Origin of the sequence: Desulfarculus baarsii DSM 2075 (genome assembly GCF_000143965.1) — a bacterium.
In the GTDB taxonomy this organism is placed as follows: Bacteria; Desulfobacterota; Desulfarculia; order Desulfarculales; family Desulfarculaceae; genus Desulfarculus; species Desulfarculus baarsii.
The window spans coordinates 3,435,008-3,452,236 of sequence record NC_014365.1; the positions used below are offsets into that span (position 1 = coordinate 3,435,008).

The following is a 17,229-nucleotide window of genomic DNA, read 5'->3' on the forward strand; positions in this document are numbered from 1 at the left end:
GCCCGCGCCGGGGCCTATTTTTTGGCCGTGACCAGCTCGTAGCCAACTTTCAACAACATCACCAGCGTGAGCTTGGCCAGATAGTACCAACGGGCCGGCCCGCGAAAATGCCGCCGCGCCAGGCGCAGGTCGCAGCGCCACGACAGCAGGCGCAGGCGGATGTTTTCGGGGCGGGGATAGTTGCGATAATTGAGAACCACGCCGGGCTGGTGGATCATCTTGCCCCGGCGAAAGACTTCGGCGTTGAGGTAGGCGTCGTCGGAGCGCGTGAACGAAGGGTCCAGCGGACCGATGTCGCGCAGCACCGCCATGCGCGCCATCAGGCTGGCCCCGATCACCGGGCAGATGACGCTGGCGATGAGCTGGCCCATGGTGCGAAAGGGCCGCGAGCGCCGCGTGCGGTAGACATTGCCCGCGAAATCCATGTAGTTGGCGTCGGCGTAGACGGCCACGGCGTCGGGCCGGGCCAGGAGGGCGCTCACGCGCAGGCTCAGGCTGGCGGGCGGCCAGGTGTCGTCGGCGTCGAGGATGGCCACGAGTTGGCCGCGCGCGCGGGCCAGGCCGGCGTTGAGGGCGGCCGGCTTACCACCGTTGGCCTGGCTGATCAGGCTGACGCGGCCATCGGCGTGGGGGCCGCCGGGCAGGTAGCGCCGGGCGACCTGGGCGGTCTGATCGGTGGAGCCGTCGTCGATGATGATGGCCTCGAAGCGGGGATAATCCTGGGCCAAGAGGCTCTCCACGGCCTGGCCCAGGGTGTCGGCCATGTTATAGGCCGGAATCAACACCGAAACTAGGGGCTCTTGGTCCATGGCCGGCCTCCGCTGGCGGTCCGAGGTGGGCTGTCTTGGGCCTGGGATGCGTCATACATTAATGTTAGCACGGCCGGCCGCCGGCGCGGCGCGATTTGCCTTGACTTGCCGGCAACCGGGGCAATACTGAGAACCTGGGCGCGAAATCAACCGGGAGCGGGGCCTTGCGGCGATTCTTGTTCATCACCTACGCCTTTCCGCCCATGGGTGGGGCCGGCGTGCAGCGGCCGGTCAAGTTCGTCAAGTATATCGGCCGCCACGGCTGGCGGCCGGTGGTGGTCACCGCCGCCAATCACTCCGGCCCCACCCGCGACGCCAGCCTGAGCGGCGACCTGCCGCCGGATTTGCTCATCGAACGCGTCAAAAGCCTGGAGCCCGCCGTGGGCCAGGCGACCTTTGGCGGCGCGGGCGGCGATGGCGCGACGTTGCGCTCCCTGGCCGGCCGCCTGGCCAACAACCTGCTTTTCCCCGACCGCCACGTGCTCTGGCTGGCCACGGCCCTGGGCCCGACCCTGGCCGTGGCTCGGCGTCAGCGGGTGCAGGCCGTTTACGTCAGCGGCCCGCCGTTTTCCAGCTTTTTTTTGGCCGAGCAGGTGGCGCGCAAGCTCAATCTGCCGTTGTTGTTGGATTTTCGCGACGAGTGGAGCGGCTATTACAGCAAGGGCTTCCAGCCCGGGGCCCATGGTTTGTGGGACAGGCTGGTCAGCGCCCAGGAGCGACGGCTGGTGAACCGAGCCGCCGTGGTCACCGCCGCCAGCCCGGCCTATTGCCGGCGCTTTCGCTTCCTCTACGGCGGGTTCGACAAATACGTCTGGATCCCCAACGGCTACGACCCCGACGACTTCGCCGGCCAGCTACCCGGCCCATTGCCGCGTCAGGCCGGCCGCCTGCACATCGTCTACGCCGGCACGGTCTTTGGCGTGACCAGCCTGGAGCCCCTGTGGCGGGGCCTGCGCCTGCTGCCGCCGGGCATGCGCCAACACATCACCGTGGAGATCTGCGGCCGGGTGACCGGCGGCGAGGTGACCGAACCACGCATCCCCGGCCTGCGCGTGGAGGCCAAGGGCTATCTGCCCCACGCCCAGGTCATCGAGCGGATGATGCGGGCCGACGCCCTGCTGCTGACCCTGGCCGATCTGCCCGGCTCCGAGCGGGTCATTCCGGGCAAGATTTTTGAATACGCCGCCGCCGGTCGGCCGCTGCTGGCCATCTGCCCGCCCGGCGAGGCCGCCGCCCTGGTCGAGGCCATCGGCGGGACGCGGGTGGCCCCCAACAAGCCCCATGCCGTGGCCGACGTGTTGGCCGCCTGGCTCAATCAGCCGCCGCCGCCGCGCCAAACGCCGCCGCCCGAGTTCGACCGCGCGCGCCTGACCATGCTCCTGGCCCAGGCCCTGGATAAAGCCGTGGGCCGTTAGGCCAACGCCTCGGCATAGAGCCCGGCGTAGGCCTGGGCCATGGCCGCCAGGCTGAAGCGCTCCACAACAATGCGCCGACCGCGCGCGCCCAGGCGGGCAGCCAGGGCCGGATCCGCGGCCAGCGCGGCCAGCGCCCGGCCCAGGGCCGCGGCCTGGCCAGCCGGCGCAAGAAAGCCGTTGACGCCCTCGGCGACGAGTTCCACCGTGCCGCCGACGGCGGTGGCCGCCACCGGCAGGCCCACGGACATGGCCTCCAGAATGGCCATGGACAGGCCCTCGCTGCGCGAGCTGTTGACAAAGGCGTCGGCGGCGGCCAAAACCGCCGGCACGTCGCGGCGTTCGCCCACCAGTCGCGCCCGCCCGGCCAGACCCCGCGCCCGGATCAACTCCTCCAGCGCCGGTCGCTGATCGCCCTCGCCCACCAGCAACAGCCGCGCGTGGGGCGCTTGGACCAACTCAAAGGCCGCCAGCGCCGCGGGCAGGTCTTTTTCGCGGGCCAGGCGACCCACGGCCACGATGACGAAATCATCCGGCGTCAAACCCAACTCGACCCGCACCCTGGCCCGGGCCACGTCGTCGGGCCGCAGCAGATCGGTGTCGACGCCGTTGTGGATCAAGCGCAGGCGCTCTCTGGGCAGGCGATCGACCGTGGCGGCCACGGCCAAGGCGTCGCCCCCCACGCAAACGGTGTAGCGACACAGCCGCCCGGCCAGGCGGCTGAGCGCCCGATAGCGCCGCTGGGGGCCCCAGGTCTGGTCGGTGCGGCTCTGGCCGTGGCGCGTGCCGATCACCGGCCGGCCCAGGATCAACCCGGCCAGGCCGGCGTAGAGCATGGGGCCCTGGTTGTGGGCGTGGATGATCGCCGCGCCCGTGGCCCTGGCCACGGCGGCAAGCCGCCAGGCCACCTCCGGCCGCAGGCCAGGGGCCTTGCCCAGCAGGTGCACCTTGGCCCCGACCGCCTCCACCGCCGGCTGCAACGCGCCGCCGCCGCTCATCACCGCCACCTGGGCGCGCAGGCCCACCGAGGGCGCGCTACGCGCCAACTCCAACACGACCCGCTCCAGCCCGCCGGTGGCCAAAGATGCGCAGACATGTAGCACGGTTATGTTTTTTTCTGTCACGAGCGCCTCGGTCGGTAGAAAAAATCCTACCGTTCACATGGTTGCATGAGCCGATTAATAGTCATATTATTAAAATTGTCAATAAGATAGATGTTTGATTTAAGCTAATCAACGGAGGCGACTCGTGATGCGGCGTTCGCATAAATTCCTGGCCGCCATTCTGGCCTTGCTGGGCCTGACGGCCATAAGCTCCTTCGTGCCGCTTCTGGACGCTTTTTCCCACGCCAACCGCGAAGGCGGCATGATGCTGGTGCTGTCGCTGATGATCATGCTCCTCGGCCTTGGCGTGTGGCTGATTGCGCTTGCCTGGCGGCTTTATCGACGATAGCATCCGAATAAAGAGGGTTGTCGTAAAAATTTCCGTTCATGGTGGAGGGCTCGGGGAAAAGGTGGAGCAATCGTCGCCGCAAAGCGCCGAAACCAACCGCGCCGGCGGCGTCCTGGGCGTGTTGGCCCTGACCAGCCAGTACCCCAATCCGGCCCAACCGGGAGCGGCGTCTTTCAACAGACAGCTTTTCGCGGCCTTGGCCAAGCTGTGCCGGCTGTCACTGGTGGCTCCCACGCCGTGGCCGCTGTGGCTGCGCGGCCGAGGCGCGGGCCGGCCGGCCGCCGGTTTTCCCGTGCGCCGGCCATGCTACTTCTATCCGCCTGGTTTCGCGCGTCAGCTCCATGGCTGGTGCTATTATTTTTCGGCCCGACGGGCCGTGCTGGCGGCGGCACGCGCCTCGCGCCCGGATGTGCTGTTGGCCACCTGGGCCTATCCCGACGGCTGGGCCGGCCTGCGCCTGGCCCACGCCCTGGGCCTACCCCTGGTCCTGAAACTCCACGGCAGCGATGTCAACGACCAACCCAACGACCCGCGCCGCCGGCCACTGATCGAGGCGGCCCTGGCCGGAGCGGCGGCGGTGGTTTGCCCCAGCCAGGCCCTGGCCCAGCGGGCGCGCGAGTTGGGCGCGGCGGCCGCGAAAGTCTTTGTCGCGCCAAACGGCGTGGACACGGCGCTTTTTCAGCCGCGCGACAAAGCCGCCTGCCGCCGCGAACTGGGCCTGGCCACCGATGGCCCGCTTTTGCTTTTCGTGGGTCGGCTGGTGGAGGTCAAGCAGCCGTGGCTGGCCATCGAGGCCCTGGGACGCCTGCCCGAGGCCAGGCTGATAATGCTGGGCGAGGGCCCGTTGCGTTCACGCCTGGCGGCCCAGGCGGCCCAGGCGGGCCTGGCCGGGCGGGTGTTCTGGGCCGGCGATCAACCCCATGCCCAAGTGGCTCGTTTCATGGCCGCCGCCGACTGCCTCTGCCTGACCAGCCGCGCCGAGGGCTCGCCCAACGTGGTGCGCGAGGCCCTGGCCGCCGGCCTGCCCGTGGCCGCCTTTGCCGTGGGCGGCGTGCCCGAGCTGCTGACCGGCAACCCCCACGCCGCCCTTGTCACGCCCGGCGACGCGGCGGCTCTGGTCAGGGCCGTGGCCAGCCTGCTGGGCCACGCCTCTCGGCCCACGGAAGTGGCCGCCGCCAGTGGCGCGCTCTCTTGGACGGACTCGGCGGCGACGCTGTTTGGCGTGCTGCGCCGGGCGGCGGGCAAAGCGGCCTGAGGCGCGAATCGTAGCGGCGCATTGCCTCGCCCCTCACTTTCGGCAAAATTCGAGCAGCAAGCCGACTTGTCGTCAACCGGTTCACGGCTAACCACTTTGTCTCTCATTTTTGCGAAATTATTGACGGTTACGCCGATAGCGGCGGCCATGCGCCAAGAATCACGCCGCGCGAGGAGGCCTCGGGCCGACGGGCGGCGTTATATTCCTTCGAGCCGTTGTTGCGCCTGATCAGGGTGTGACCGCCCGCCCATGCTCCCCGCCAAAAACCACCGTCGCCGCGACATCGCGCAATTGCTGCGTCAGACACGCAATTCGGTCGCCACCAATGGCTGTAGCTAGCGCAAAAAGACGCCAGGCAATGCACATTGACCGGCGAGCAATTGGATCTGCCTGGCCGGCTCAAAGCGATGAATATTGAAACGATCGAGGTCGTTTATGCTAGTATTTTTGCCGGCCCCAAACGAAAAAGCCACTTCGTAACCGCATTGTCGCGCCAGTTGTTTGGTTTGCGCGTCAAAATGCCGTGCTCCGCCGACTGGGTAGGCCAAGGCCAACACCGGGCGGGCGATGCGCTTTTCGATCATGGCCTTGGAGGAGGCCAGCTCTTCCATTTGTTCTTCCGGCGTTATCGTGGTCAATACGCGGTGCGTGTGAGTGTGCGAACCTATGGCGAAGTTGTTTCGCGCCACCTCGGTGATCTGGTCCCACGTCATCAACTCGGCGGCGTGCGCTCTGTGACCAGCCAAATCAACTTCGCACAGCGCAGCCAGCTCGCCCATGATGTTGACGCAGGAATGATAAGGCGTTTGCTTGAATCGGGACAGAAAATAGCGCATCGCCGGAGTTATGTTGTCGGTTAAATCAAATTTTTCTCCATCGTAGTCAAAGCGTTTGCGCTTGGCTTGCTTCAGAATAAAAGCCACCATGTCCCACCAGCCGAGACGGCCTTCCTCCACGAGTTTGCTGGGCGCAAAAAGTATGGATGGCGCATGTATTTGTTTCAATAAAGGATAGGCTACAGAATAAACATCTTGATAGGCGTCGTCGAATGTAATCAAGGAGTACGGTCCCTTTTCGGCCAATTCTCCCCGCAATAATTTCAGCAACCCATCCAGACTTAAAATGTTAGTGTTATTCTTCAGCCATGCGATTTGCGCTTTAAAAATATCGCTGGTGCAACTATAAACTCCGCTGTCATAGGCGCATGACTCAATGGTCTCCTCACTGGCGGCCACGCGGTGATAGCACAGGACACTCAGGCCGTCCCGGGGCATAATTCCGCGCAACACGCCAACGGAGTCAAGCAATTTGGCGACCATCAGCTTTTTGTTTTTCATAACCTGGTTTCCAGCCACGCGTGCAAGGATTAACATGCCTTGGGTCATACGCCGTCGGCGTCAGCCATGGTGAAGTGCCATTTTTGTTTCGACTCGATAAGCGTCTTGCCATGGGCTGAGCTTTGTGCGGCGATAACCACGATGTCGCCGATGAGACGATAGCCGAGACGGCGGGCGATTTTGAAGTATGGCGAATTCCTGCCGCAATACAATTCAACGCCCATCGCCCCGTCTTTTGCAAGTGACTTTTCCGCCATACCCAGCATGGCGCTGAACATCTTCATATCGTCGTTCCAACACACATAGTCGCACAGGTATCCGATATGATGGTCGCCTTGCTTTATCAGTTTACTCACGAAATAGCAGCGCGCGATGCCATTGATCATCCCCAAAAACATCCTGTAAGAATTTGGGTTGCTGTGAAAGCGCCAGTTAAGATAATCGGTGTCGCGTCCGACAAAGAATGAGTAGTCTTTTCGGCTAGTAGCCCATCGAGAGTTCAGGCCGGGAGGAAAGGATGATATCTCATGCCAGTCGATCCGAGTGGCGTTAAATGAACCGATTTTATTTCTGGTAGCGATGACCAGCCAATATACGTTACCGAGTATTGTCGCTAACAATCTGTTGCGAACCTTGCCGGCAATTTTTGCGATCAAAAATTTCCTGTCTATCTCTTTGAACATGTCCTTAACCGATGCGCTTTCGCACCGGGGAAAGCCTAGCTTCGTTTCATAGCCGGGCAATGACTGTCTGTTTGGCGTGCCATATATCGGCGCCATGCCATTTTCCTTGGCGTAGTCTAGACAACCGCGCACCATCTTCGAGAACAGCCCCTTACGCCGATGCGCCGGATGCGTGAAGGTGTCGCCTATTTCCGCGCCAATTGTTTCCTGGTCGTTGATGATAAGTGGTTTGACTGTCAACGAAGCGGTGGCGGCCACCTCGCCGCCGGCAATTTCTAAAATGATTTGGCCCCGACCAAATGGCGAGTTAAAAATTTTCCAGTCGTAAAACTCAGCGCTGCTTAGCTGATTTAGCTGCGGAAAATGCTTGCTCAAAAAATCCGATATTTCGCGGCTTGCCAAATTGTTGTTCATGGCTACACATCCCGCGCGAACTTGGTGTGACGCTTGCCGGCGATTTTTCCTTATACGAACGCCATCCCTTTATATTCTAGTATGATATATATCATTGCTTTAGCCAGTCAAGCGAGCCGTGGCCGCCGGCGCGGGCGACTAATTGATGAACGGGTTGCCCTGGCGCTCTTCCTTGACGGTGGAGCTGGGGCTCATGCCATAGTGATGCCCGGGCCAGACGATGGTTTCGTCGGGCAGGGTCATGATGCGCGAGTGGATTGCCTGGCTCATCACCTTCCACGAGCCGCCGGGCAGATCGGTGCGGCCCACCGCGCCGACAAAAAGCGTGTCGCCGGTGAAGACGTGGCCCGGTGTGTAGAGGCAGATCGAGCCCGGCGAGTGGCCCGGCGTGTGCAGCACCTGCAAGGCCACTTCCTGGCCGGCGCGGATGACGTCACCGTCGGCGACGGTCTCGTCGGCCGGCGGCGAGCCGGCGCAGCCCAGCATGCGCGCGAACTCGATGGCCTGGCGGCTGGCCATGTGCGGCGCGTCGGCCTGATGGATGACGATGGGCGCGCCGGTTAGTTTTTTCATGGCCGCGTTGCCGCAGGTGTGGTCGGGGTGTCCGTGGGTGTTGATGATCTTGACGATGCGCATGCCGTTTTTGACGGCGTGGTCGTGGATCTGGTTTTCGTTGCCGGCCGGGTCGATGACCACGGCCTCGCCGGTTTTTTCGCAAGCCACCAGGTAGGCGAAAACCTGCATGTCGCCCACCAGCAGTTGGATCACTTTCATGCCGCCTCCCGGGGTTGGCTGGTTCGGTCTTCGAGCCAAGATAGCATGGCGCCGCGACGGCGTCCACACAAGCGGCTTGCCAAACGCCGCCGGCTGGGGCAAACTCTATAGAACTTGTTTTGATACGTATATTATGCGGAGGACGTCATGCCGCGCGGATTGCGGGTGCTTTTGTTCATCTTGTCGATCATCGCCCTTTCCACGCCGGCCCTGGCCGACTGGGAGCGCCTGCCCGGCCAGGCCACCGACATCGCCGCGGCCGGGCGTGACGAGGCCTATTGCATCGGCTCCAACCGCACCGACGGCGGCGGTTTTGGCATTTGGCGTTGGGATGGCGGCGGCTGGCAGGCCCTTGGCGGGGCGGGCGTGCGCATCGCCGCCGGACGGCGCGGCGTCTGGGTCACCAACGACCAGGGCCGCGTCTGGCGTTGGGACGGCGCGTGGCGGGCCATGCCCGGCCAGGCCAGCGATATCGGTTGCGGCGGCGGCCAGGTCTGGGCCGTGGGCGTCAGCGGTGAAAGCGGCGGCTACGGCGTGTGGCGCTGGAATCGCGGCGACTGGGAGCGCATGCCCGGCGCGGGCGTGCGCATCGCCGTCGACGATCGCGGCGTGGCCTGGCTGGTCAACGACCGTGGCGACATCTTCCGCTGGGAGGGCATGGGCTGGCGGCAACTGCCGGGCCAGGCCGTGGACATCGGCGCGGGCGGCGGCCGGGTCTGGATCGTCAGCCGGCGACGGGCCCCCGGCGGCTTCGAGGTCTATCAGCTCACGGGCGGCGGCTGGCGGCCGGCCGGCGGGGCCGGCGTGGCCATCGCCGTCGACGACGGCGGCCGGCCCTGGCTGGTCAACGACCGCGGCGACATCTTCCGCTGGCGCTAGACGGAGCCCGGCGTGAGCGGCAAACGACGTTTCGGCCCGATCGGCCTGGCGGCCCTGTGGCTGGCCCTATGGGGCCTGTTCTGGCCGCCGCCGGCCCAGGCCGAACCGCCGCCCGACCTGGCCAAGGCCCGCTTCGTCGACGATCTGCCGGCCATGGAACAGCGCGGTTTCATTCGCTTTGGCGTGGCCTATTCCCCCACCTACTTCTTCTTTCAAAAAGGCCGGCCCACGGGCTACGAATACTCTCTGGCCGAAAAATACCGCCTGCGCCTCAACGAGCGTCGACGCGCCCAGGGCCAGCCGCCCGTTGACCTGCTCTTCGTGCCCATGACCCGCGACAGGCTGATCCCGGCCCTGCTGGAAGGCCGCGTGGACGTCATCGCCGCCGGCCTGACCATCACCGACAAACGCGCGGCCCAGGCCGATTTCACCGCGCCCTACCTCGACGGCGTGGAAGAATGGATCGTCAGCGGCAAAAAAGTCGGCGGGCTGAAGAGCCTGGACGACCTGGCCGGCCGTGAGGTCTGCGTGCGCCGTTCCAGCAGCTATTTCGACAATCTGCTGCGGCTCAACCAGAGCCTGGCCGCCCGGGGGCTGCCTCCGATCAAGATCGTCCCGGCCGAGGAGACCCTGGCCACCGAGGACATCCTGGAGATGGTCAGCGCCGGCATCGTGCCCATCACCGTGGCCGACAGCCACATGGCCGAACTGTGGGCCCAGGCCTTGCCCGGCCTGGCGCTGCACCGCAAATTGGCCTTGGCCAAGGGCGATCGCCTGGCCTGGATGGTGCGGCCGAGCAACCCCCTGCTCAAGGCCAGCCTGGACGAATTCCTGGCCGGTCGCCGGCAGTCGGCGGTCTTGAGCCGGGCCAAATTCAAAAACCACTGCCGGCCCGCTCAACGGCTGAAAAACCCGTTTTCGGCCAAGAACATGCGGCGCTACGCGCAGTGCCGGCCCTACATCGACAAGTACGCCGCCAAGGCCGGCATGGATCCGCTGCTGGTGGCGGCGTTGGCCTTCGTGGAGTCGGGCTTCAACCCCAAGGCCAAATCGCCCGGCGGGGCGGTGGGCGTGATGCAATTGCGGCCCGGCGGCAGCGGCGGCCGCCGTTACAACGCCGCCCAGTTGCAAGACCCGGAGATAAACATCCGCCTGGGCGTGGGCTATCTGGCCCAGATTCGCGACACCTGCTTCACCGACCGCGACATGGCCGAGGAAGACCGCATGCTCTTCGCCCTGGCCGCCTACAACGCCGGGCCACGGCGGCTGTCGACCCTGCGCGAAAGGGCCTGCGACATGGGCCAAGACCCCAACGTCTGGTTCTGGCAGTCGGAGGTGGCCGCCCACAAGGTGCTCAGCGACCATTCGGTGCATTTCGTGCGCCGCGTCAACAAGATCTACGCCGCCTACAAGTTCGATCAGCGCCGCCGTCAAGGCGACTTCGCCGACAACTGAACCAAAGGCGAGCCTGGTGTTTGCGCGGGTTTGCTTGGCGCCTATGGGCAGGCCGCCTGGCGCTGGGCCACGGCCGGCGGCATCAGGCGCAGGGCCCGCTGGGGCAGGGCGAAGGCGGCCCGATGCAGGGCCGGATTGTAATAGTCCAGCGGTCCCAGGGCGGCGGCCCGGGCCGGATCTGGCGGCTGAAGGGGATCGGGGCCCAGCCCGCAGATAGCCATGCCCATGACCCCCGAGGAATAGGTCGGCGCGTTGGTCAGATAATAGGCCGCGCTGTCGAACATCTCGTCCAAAAAGCCCATCACCTGGCCGATCAGCTCCTCGTACAAGAAAAAAGACTCCATCTGGGCCGCGGCCACGCCGCCGGGCCGCAGGGCCTGACGCACGCCTTCGTAGAACGGCCGGCCAAACAGCTCGGCGGCCGGGCCGATCGGGTCGGAGCTGTCGATGATGATCACGTCCAGGTCGTTTTGCTTTTGGCGCATGAACCGCGCGGCGTCCTGGTGGCGCACGGTGACCCTGGGGTCATCCAGGCTGGCGGCCAGTTCGGGCAGATGCCGGCGGCTGACCTCAACCACGGCCTGGTCGATTTCGCAGAGCACCACGTCGCGGACCTCGGGGTGCTTGAGCACCTCGCGCACCGCGCCGCCGTCGCCGCCACCGACCACCAGGACGTTCTGGGGCTCGGGGTGGGTCAACATGGGCACGTGCACCAGCATCTCGTGATAGGCCGCCTCGTCGAACAGGCACGTCTGGGGCACGCCGTCGAGCAGGAGCATGGGGCCCAACTCGCCGGCCCGCACCACCTGGACGTGTTGATAAGACGACTGGATGTCTTCGAGGATCTCGTCTATCTGGAAGCAAGCGCGTAAGGAACCGTCGAGCTCGGGGGGCTCCAGGTAGAGCTCCCCGGCCGTGACGGCGTTAGTGGCTATCTGTCCGATTTTTTCCGGCATCGGAGTGAACCAGCTTCAATGTCGGCCGTGCCGTGGCCCGCGGGCTGGTCAGTCAAGTCAACCCGCCGGCGGCGGCGGCCGGTTTGCTTTGGGGCTTGTGGTGGATCATATCGTCGGGCAGATCCAGGATGCCCCGGCTGAGCATCATCTGCTGGACGTTTTTGGCCTCCAGGCCTTCGCGCAGGCTGTTGGTGGCCGCGACCATGTCGATGACGTCGCCGCAGGTGAACACGTCGAGGGCGGCGTAGCCGTATTCGGGCCAGGTGTGGATGGAAAAATGCGACTCGCTGATGATGATCATGCCACTGACGCCCTGGGGCGCGAACTGGTGGAAATAAGGCTTGATCATCGTGGCGCCGGACGCTTCCACCGCCGCGATCATGGCCGCTTCAATTCGTTGGGGATCATCCAGAATGGCGGCGGGGCAGCCGTGGAGTTCGAGGATGAGGTGTTGGCCCAGTGCTTTCATTGCCATCCCCCGCGTGACGCCGGCCTCGGCCTCCCGCCGGGGGAGCCGCTTGCCGCGTCCAGGTTGCCAGGGTTTTTCCAGCCTAGGCCCAGCGCCTTGATTCATCGGCCGGAAACATCTAAACGCGGCCATCCAGCCGCAGAACCCCAGGCCGGCCAACGGGCCAACCAGCGCTGCAAGTCGGCGCCTCGCCAGACCGGCGAGGGCTGCTTGAATTATTTGCGCCTCAAACCACTCCGCCCGCGATCCACGCCGAAACTTATCGGCCTGGGGCGAGGGAGCGCCGCATGGGGTCCCCCTTTTCACTCGTTCGCCGCGACCCGACAACGGAACGCGGCGCATCAAAAAGTATGTTCAGCGACCGCAATTGATACACCATCGCCCCCAGGCCGTCAATAGCGCTTTAACCCCGCCGATCAAAAAACGACGCCTTTTTGTTATGCTTTTTATTAACGCTGCGTTATCATTAATTATCCCACAATGTGGGCAACTGGTGAACAAACCGGCTTTACCGAACGGTTATCTTTGGTTATCCATATTGACGCCAGCCAGGCGTGGGCCTAACATAAATGAAAGGCTTTTTCTCATAAGGGGACGGGATATGACTCTGACCAAAGCGGACATTATCGCGCGCGTCTACGCCAATGGTCAGTTGACCAAAGCCGAAGCCGCCGACTCCATCGAAGAATCGCTTCGATTGATCAAGGAGGCCCTGGGCTCGGGCGATGAGGTGCTGGTCAGCGGATTCGGCAAGTGGTCGGTCCGCGACAAGAACCAGCGCCGTGGCCGCAACCCTCAGACCGGCGACCCGCTGACCCTGCCGCCACGCCGGGTTGTGACCTTCCGGCCTTCGCGGGTGCTCAAGGCCAAGATTCAGCCATAACACCGCCGCCAGCCCCCTGGCCAAGCGTGGGAGCAGGATCGGCGAAACGCCGTCCGCTGGGTATTTTTTTCGCGGGATGGCGTTATTTTTTCGCACCGCCTCACGGCGCATCAAAGAATATCTAGCTGATTTAACATCTTATTTTGGCCGCAACGCCTTTGGCGCGCATCGTGCATTTCTCGCTCTCAACAACATCGGGAGGTGAGAAATGGCCGCCAACAGCGCCACGGCCGACCAGGCCCAAACACAATACGGCAAAACCGTGCGCCTGACCGTTGGCCAGTTGTTCGAAGCCCTGCAGGACGCCCTGGCCGACGACGAACTCGTCGTGGCCGCGGCCAAGGGCATCCTGGCCCGCAACGGCCTGCTGGCCCCGCGCCAGCGCTGAGCCAGCCAAGGGGCCTTGACCCCGCCGCCGGCCTCGCGTAACCTTTGGCGGATCGACTGTTTCCGTCGCGCCTTTTTCGCGCGCCAAACCAGGATGCGAGGCCATGCCCAAATTCAGCCACCGCTTCATCGAGACCCTCGACGGCTTCATCGCCTTCGGCCTGGACCGGGCCACCGACCAGGAGGCGGTCAACGCCTATCTACAGATGTTTTCCGACGACGACTGCATGGCGGCGATCCTGCCGCGCATGAGCGACGAGGAGCTCGGCCATGTCTTTGACCTGGTCAGCCGCCTGCTGCGTCGCCACTTCGATGAAGACGAGTATCACGCCCTGTTTTTGAAAGAGCCCCACGCCCATTAGTCCACATCGTTTTTCGGAGGGGGTGCGTCGATGAACCAGAACGCCTTACCCACCATCCGGGCCATCCTGGAAGGCGCTTTTTTTTCGCCGCTACGCCTGGAAGACTGGCCGGCCTTCCTCTTTGGCCAGCCGGGCCTGCTGGGCCTGGAGGACGAAGAGGCCTTTGACCTTTTCGTGCGCGCCGCCGTCGTCGCCCAGACCGTACACCCCGAACAATGCCAGGACGGCCAGCCCCTGGAGTGGCTTTTCGCCATCGACGACCACGCCGTCGAGTTGGCCCACGCCCTGGCCGAGATGCGCGTCGATCGCCCGCTTTTGTTCCACCGCATGCTGCTGTCGCTGCCGGCGGTGAGCGAGGGCCGCCTGGACCCCCGCGATTTCGACGTGGTCGAGGATTTTCTGGCCAGCGCCCTGCATCAAAACATGGAGCTGCGCCAGGCCGCCGCCGCCGAGATCGACGTGCTGGCCGGCCGTGGCCTGCGCGCCGCCGGCCTGGACCCGGACAACCCGCCGGCCCAACTGGCCGAGGTCGCCGCCGCCCTGCTGGCCCGGCCCGAGGCCAGGCAATGCCACAGCGACCTGGAGCTTCTGTATTGGCTGACCGAGGGCGACCAGCGCCCCGCCGACGCCCTGGCCCTGGGCGCGGTGGTGGAGGCCTGGCGGCGCTGGGCCGCGGCGGCCAGCGCCCAGCCCCAAGGCCTGGGCCTGTTGCGGCGCCTGCTCCCCGCGCTGGATCTGACCGCCGACGACCTGGCCGAGCACGCACCGACCCGGCACCAGGAAAACCCCGTGATCACCGCCCAGTGCCCCTTTTGCGGCCGGCAATCCAGCCTGGCCCTGGGCCGGGTGATCAAAGAGCTGACCCGCTGCCCCCATCTGATCTTCGTCGGCACCAGCGACGAGGCCCACCTCTTTGAGGTGCTGCGCCACTTCGCCCTGGGCCGCGACGTGGAAAACCTGCTGGAATCGTATTACAACTCGCCCGACGACCTGGATCTCTACGCCACCTTCGTCAACGACATGTGCGAGATGCTCATCGACCAGGGCCGCCTGGATTCCGTGCCCGTGGCCTGCGAAAGCACGCCCAAGGCCTTTCACTACCTGCGGGCCTATTTCGCGCGCCAGGACGACGAAGACGAGCCCACCAAACACTGACAAGCCGCGAGAAGCCAATGGACCTGTTCGAGACTCTCCGCGCCCTCTGCGCGCCCCTGGGCCCCTCGGGCCGCGAGGACCAGGTGCGCGCCCTCATCGGCCAGTTGGCCGGGCCCCACGCCCATCGTCTGGAAACCGACCGCATGGGCAACCTGCGCGCCTGGATCAACCCCGAGCGCCGGCCCCTTCTGATGCTCGACGCCCACATGGACGAGGTCTGTTTCGTCGTCCAGCGCATCGAGCAGGGCGGCTGGCTGCGCATCGCCGCCACCGCCGGCTTCGAGCCCCGCGTGCTGCCAGGCGCGCGGGTAATCATCCAGCCCCGGCCGGGCCGCGAGGTCGTCGGCGTGGTCGGCCTCCTGCCGCCCCACCTGGAAACCCCGGCCGACCGCGAAAAGGCCCTGCCCATCGAGCGATTGTTCGTCGACATCGGCGCGGCCAGCGAACAGGAGGCCCGCGAGGCCGGCGTGGAGGTCGGCTCGCCGGCGGTGGCCGACGCCGGCGGCGGCCGCCTGGGCGCAAAAGGCTTTTATCAGCGCAACCTGGACGACCGGGCCGGTTGCGCGGCGCTGCTGGAGCTGCTGCGCCGCCTGGCCATCGATCCACCCGACCTGGGCGTGGTCTGCAACTTCGCCGTGGCCGAGGAAGTCGGCCTGCGCGGGGCCACCACCGCCGCCTTCGACCTGGATCCGGACCTGGCCCTGGCCGTGGACGTGACCATGGCCGACACGCCCGGGGCCGATCCGGCCAAGCAGGTCAGCACGCTGGGCGGGGGGCCGGTGGTCACGGTGCTCGACGGGCGGATCGTCGTGCCCTGGGCGATGGTCGATTCGCTGGAAGAGGCGGCCAAGGCCATCGGCGCGCCCATCCAGCGCAAGACGCCACCCTACGGCGGCACCGACGCCGGGGCCATCCATTTGGCCCGGGGCGGCGTGCCCTGCGGGGTGCTCTCCATCCCCGGCCGCTACATCCACTCGCCTGTTTCGCTGATCAACCTGGATGACCTGGCCGCCACCGTCGATGTGCTGGAGCGCTGGGCGCGTTCGGCGGGCCAGTTGGCCGAGCTTTTGGCTGGCCGGCGCTGAGGCCGGCAAAAACAAAGGCCGGCCCAGAAGGCCGACCGGATTGCCAGGCGGGTTTGGCGCTCAGGCCGAAAGATCGCCGTCGCCGCCCATGGGCCCGAAAAAGCCCTTGAGCAAGGCCGGGGTGGGGTCGAAGTCCGACTCGGCCAGGTAACGTCGTTGATCTTCCCGCGCCCGCGTGGCGTCCTTGCGCCCGGTGCGGTAAAGGCCGACCAAACCCTGCTCCAGCAGGTCGTCCATGGTCTGAATCTGGTTTGGTTTGGGCGGCCCGACCACCAGCTCGTAGACGCTGGCCGTGACGATGCGCGTCACGCGCTCGGGTTGACAGTTGGCCACCCAATGGCCTAATTGGCTCACGACTATCCTCCGAGTCCCCTCCTGCGGCGCTCCCAATACGCCGTGGACACTCTATTAATCGGTAAGCCAGTGTGGTTCCTTGAAGGCTTTTTGCGGTTCGCAGGGCCACAAAGCCGGACCAAAGCGCCAGCGTCGATTCATCTGGCCGTAATCACGGTCGATCGGCCGAGAATTTTTTTTGGGCCCCGGCCGCCACTGGGTTATCCTGAAACAACCCGCGCGGAGGAGCATTGTCATGAGCCTGATCTTGTTGAGCCTGGCCGTTTTGGCGGCCCTGATGCTGTTGGCCGGTCCGGCCGATTTTCTGGGGAGACCCACGCCGCTGGTCATCGGCCATCGGGGCTGCCCGGCCCGCCGCCCGGAAAACACCATGGCTTCTTTTGAGCAAGCCATCGCCGAGGGCGCCGACATGATCGAACTCGATGTCCAGCTCAGCGCCGACTGCCAACTGGTGGTCATCCACGACGCCACCCTGGAGCGCACCACCAACGGCCACGGCCTGGTGGCCATGCACACCCTGGAGCAACTGCGCGGCCTGGACGCCGGCGGCTGGTTCGACCCACGCTTGGCCGATCAACGCCCACCCACCCTGGCCGAGGTCTTTGAGGCCTTTGGCCAACGAACGCTGATCAACGTCGAGATCAAGGCCGAGGCTTTGTGCCTGCCCCTGCCGGGCTGGACGGTGGTGGAGTTGACGCTGGCCGAGATAGCCCGTTGCGGCCTGGAGCGCACGACGGTGGTCTCCAGCATGAGCTTCGACGCCCTGCTGATGGCCCGCGCCATCAACCCGCGCCTGAACCTGGCCGTGCTGGCCCACGGCCCCAAGCCGGGCATCGACACGGCCATGCTCTGCCAGGCCATCGGCGCGCGCGCGTTCAACTTTCACATCTCCAGCGTCACGCGGGATCTGACCGAAAGCCTGCACCGAGCCGGCCTGCTGGCCCTGCCCTACGCCGACGCCAGCGTCACGCCGTCGGCCATGGCCAGGGCCCTGGAGCTGGGCTGCGACGGCTTTTTCGCCGACGACCCGGCGGCCCTGCGCGCCATGATCGACAAACAGGGCGGAGCCAAAGCCGCGCGATGAGCATGAAATAATGATGGATGGTCG

General features: G+C 65.4%; 19 protein-coding genes. 11 read left to right on the plus strand and 8 right to left on the minus strand.

Annotated features, from left to right (window positions below; all coding sequences use genetic code 11):
- Window positions 1-14: 14 nt before the first annotated feature.
- Entirely contained in the window at window positions 15-809 is a 795-nt protein-coding gene (locus DEBA_RS17475; protein ID WP_013259889.1) for a glycosyltransferase family 2 protein, read from the minus strand.
- Window positions 810-973: 164 nt separating this feature from the next.
- On the opposite strand from DEBA_RS17475, the gene DEBA_RS15490 reads away from it, so the two are divergent.
- Window positions 974-2,224 (plus strand): glycosyltransferase, encoded by a 1,251-nt coding sequence (locus DEBA_RS15490; protein ID WP_013259890.1) that lies wholly within the window; start codon window positions 974-976, stop codon window positions 2,222-2,224.
- Here DEBA_RS15490 and DEBA_RS15495 read toward each other — a convergent pair.
- Window positions 2,221-3,345, minus strand: a complete 1,125-nt coding sequence (locus tag DEBA_RS15495; protein ID WP_013259891.1) for a glycosyltransferase — start codon at window positions 3,343-3,345, stop codon at window positions 2,221-2,223. The two genes, DEBA_RS15490 and DEBA_RS15495, sit on opposite strands and share 4 nt — an antisense overlap.
- Before the next feature lie 127 nt (window positions 3,346-3,472).
- On the opposite strand from DEBA_RS15495, the gene DEBA_RS15500 reads away from it, so the two are divergent.
- Window positions 3,473-3,673: a hypothetical protein gene (locus DEBA_RS15500; protein WP_013259892.1), complete on the plus strand. Its 201-nt coding sequence runs from the start codon at window positions 3,473-3,475 to the stop codon at window positions 3,671-3,673.
- A gap of 61 nt (window positions 3,674-3,734) precedes the next feature.
- A complete protein-coding gene (locus tag DEBA_RS15505; RefSeq protein WP_013259893.1) occupies window positions 3,735-4,928 on the plus strand; it encodes a glycosyltransferase in 1,194 nt (397 codons plus the stop codon).
- A 335-nt stretch (window positions 4,929-5,263) separates the two neighbouring features.
- Here the strand turns inward: DEBA_RS15505 and DEBA_RS17920 are convergent, their stop codons facing one another.
- The 3 genes from DEBA_RS17920 to DEBA_RS15520 all read right to left on the minus strand — a co-directional run bounded on the left by DEBA_RS17920 (window position 5,264) and on the right by DEBA_RS15520 (window position 8,136).
- On the minus strand, window positions 5,264-6,265 hold the full coding sequence (locus DEBA_RS17920; RefSeq protein ID WP_013259894.1) for a polysaccharide deacetylase family protein: 1,002 nt from the start codon (window positions 6,263-6,265) through the stop codon (window positions 5,264-5,266).
- Between the two features lie 44 nt (window positions 6,266-6,309).
- A complete protein-coding gene (locus DEBA_RS15515) occupies window positions 6,310-7,362 on the minus strand; it encodes a GNAT family N-acetyltransferase (RefSeq protein ID WP_013259895.1) in 1,053 nt (350 codons plus the stop codon).
- Window positions 7,363-7,500: 138 nt separating this feature from the next.
- Complete coding sequence (locus DEBA_RS15520) at window positions 7,501-8,136, minus strand: MBL fold metallo-hydrolase (protein WP_013259896.1); 636 nt, start codon at window positions 8,134-8,136, stop codon at window positions 7,501-7,503.
- A gap of 147 nt (window positions 8,137-8,283) precedes the next feature.
- Here DEBA_RS15520 and DEBA_RS15525 point away from each other — a divergent pair, with 147 nt between their 5' ends.
- Together DEBA_RS15525 and DEBA_RS15530 are read left to right on the plus strand one after the other, a co-directional pair.
- Entirely contained in the window at window positions 8,284-9,015 is a 732-nt protein-coding gene (locus DEBA_RS15525) for a hypothetical protein (RefSeq protein ID WP_013259897.1), read from the plus strand.
- Window positions 9,016-9,027: 12 nt separating this feature from the next.
- Window positions 9,028-10,470, plus strand: coding sequence for an MltF family protein (locus DEBA_RS15530; protein WP_013259898.1), 1,443 nt, complete (start codon window positions 9,028-9,030; stop codon window positions 10,468-10,470).
- Between the two features lie 41 nt (window positions 10,471-10,511).
- Here DEBA_RS15530 and speE read toward each other — a convergent pair whose 3' ends face one another.
- Together speE and speD are read right to left on the minus strand one after the other, a co-directional pair.
- Window positions 10,512-11,426 carry a polyamine aminopropyltransferase gene (gene speE / locus DEBA_RS15535; RefSeq protein ID WP_013259899.1) on the minus strand — a complete coding sequence of 305 codons (915 nt, stop codon included), beginning with the start codon at window positions 11,424-11,426 and terminating at the stop codon, window positions 10,512-10,514.
- Window positions 11,427-11,478: 52 nt separating this feature from the next.
- Entirely contained in the window at window positions 11,479-11,895 is a 417-nt protein-coding gene (speD, locus tag DEBA_RS15540) for an adenosylmethionine decarboxylase (protein ID WP_013259900.1), read from the minus strand.
- 601 nt (window positions 11,896-12,496) lie between these two features.
- On the opposite strand from speD, the gene DEBA_RS15545 reads away from it, so the two are divergent.
- The 5 genes from DEBA_RS15545 to DEBA_RS15565 all read left to right on the plus strand — a co-directional run bounded on the left by DEBA_RS15545 (window position 12,497) and on the right by DEBA_RS15565 (window position 15,767).
- On the plus strand, window positions 12,497-12,778 hold the full coding sequence (locus DEBA_RS15545) for an integration host factor subunit alpha (RefSeq protein ID WP_013259901.1): 282 nt from the start codon (window positions 12,497-12,499) through the stop codon (window positions 12,776-12,778).
- Window positions 12,779-12,986: 208 nt separating this feature from the next.
- Entirely contained in the window at window positions 12,987-13,166 is a 180-nt protein-coding gene (locus DEBA_RS15550) for a hypothetical protein (protein ID WP_013259902.1), read from the plus strand.
- 103 nt (window positions 13,167-13,269) lie between these two features.
- Window positions 13,270-13,527 carry a hypothetical protein gene (locus DEBA_RS15555; RefSeq protein ID WP_013259903.1) on the plus strand — a complete coding sequence of 86 codons (258 nt, stop codon included), beginning with the start codon at window positions 13,270-13,272 and terminating at the stop codon, window positions 13,525-13,527.
- A gap of 30 nt (window positions 13,528-13,557) precedes the next feature.
- On the plus strand, window positions 13,558-14,682 hold the full coding sequence (locus DEBA_RS15560; protein ID WP_013259904.1) for a hypothetical protein: 1,125 nt from the start codon (window positions 13,558-13,560) through the stop codon (window positions 14,680-14,682).
- A gap of 17 nt (window positions 14,683-14,699) precedes the next feature.
- Window positions 14,700-15,767: a M42 family metallopeptidase gene (locus DEBA_RS15565; RefSeq protein WP_013259905.1), complete on the plus strand. Its 1,068-nt coding sequence runs from the start codon at window positions 14,700-14,702 to the stop codon at window positions 15,765-15,767.
- 60 nt (window positions 15,768-15,827) lie between these two features.
- Here DEBA_RS15565 and DEBA_RS15570 read toward each other — a convergent pair whose 3' ends face one another.
- Window positions 15,828-16,121 (minus strand): hypothetical protein, encoded by a 294-nt coding sequence (locus tag DEBA_RS15570; RefSeq protein WP_013259906.1) that lies wholly within the window; start codon window positions 16,119-16,121, stop codon window positions 15,828-15,830.
- A 235-nt stretch (window positions 16,122-16,356) separates the two neighbouring features.
- Here DEBA_RS15570 and DEBA_RS17480 point away from each other — a divergent pair, with 235 nt between their 5' ends.
- On the plus strand, window positions 16,357-17,205 hold the full coding sequence (locus tag DEBA_RS17480) for a glycerophosphodiester phosphodiesterase (protein WP_013259907.1): 849 nt from the start codon (window positions 16,357-16,359) through the stop codon (window positions 17,203-17,205).
- The last annotated feature ends 24 nt before the right edge of the window (window positions 17,206-17,229 follow it).

Coding starts and splice junctions, on each gene's coding strand:
- DEBA_RS17475 (WP_013259889.1), bottom strand. CDS start 809: ATGGACCAAGAGCCCCTAGTTTCGGTGTTGATTCCGGCCTATAACATG.
- DEBA_RS15500 (WP_013259892.1), top strand. CDS start 3,473: ATGCGGCGTTCGCATAAATTCCTGGCCGCCATTCTGGCCTTGCTGGGC.
- DEBA_RS17920 (WP_013259894.1), bottom strand. CDS start 6,265: ATGAAAAACAAAAAGCTGATGGTCGCCAAATTGCTTGACTCCGTTGGC.
- DEBA_RS15515 (WP_013259895.1), bottom strand. CDS start 7,362: ATGAACAACAATTTGGCAAGCCGCGAAATATCGGATTTTTTGAGCAAG.
- DEBA_RS15520 (WP_013259896.1), bottom strand. CDS start 8,136: ATGAAAGTGATCCAACTGCTGGTGGGCGACATGCAGGTTTTCGCCTAC.
- DEBA_RS15525 (WP_013259897.1), top strand. CDS start 8,284: ATGCCGCGCGGATTGCGGGTGCTTTTGTTCATCTTGTCGATCATCGCC.
- speE (WP_013259899.1), bottom strand. CDS start 11,426: ATGCCGGAAAAAATCGGACAGATAGCCACTAACGCCGTCACGGCCGGG.
- speD (WP_013259900.1), bottom strand. CDS start 11,895: ATGAAAGCACTGGGCCAACACCTCATCCTCGAACTCCACGGCTGCCCC.
- DEBA_RS15545 (WP_013259901.1), top strand. CDS start 12,497: ATGACTCTGACCAAAGCGGACATTATCGCGCGCGTCTACGCCAATGGT.
- DEBA_RS15550 (WP_013259902.1), top strand. CDS start 12,987: ATGGCCGCCAACAGCGCCACGGCCGACCAGGCCCAAACACAATACGGC.
- DEBA_RS15555 (WP_013259903.1), top strand. CDS start 13,270: ATGCCCAAATTCAGCCACCGCTTCATCGAGACCCTCGACGGCTTCATC.
- DEBA_RS15560 (WP_013259904.1), top strand. CDS start 13,558: ATGAACCAGAACGCCTTACCCACCATCCGGGCCATCCTGGAAGGCGCT.
- DEBA_RS15565 (WP_013259905.1), top strand. CDS start 14,700: ATGGACCTGTTCGAGACTCTCCGCGCCCTCTGCGCGCCCCTGGGCCCC.
- DEBA_RS17480 (WP_013259907.1), top strand. CDS start 16,357: ATGAGCCTGATCTTGTTGAGCCTGGCCGTTTTGGCGGCCCTGATGCTG.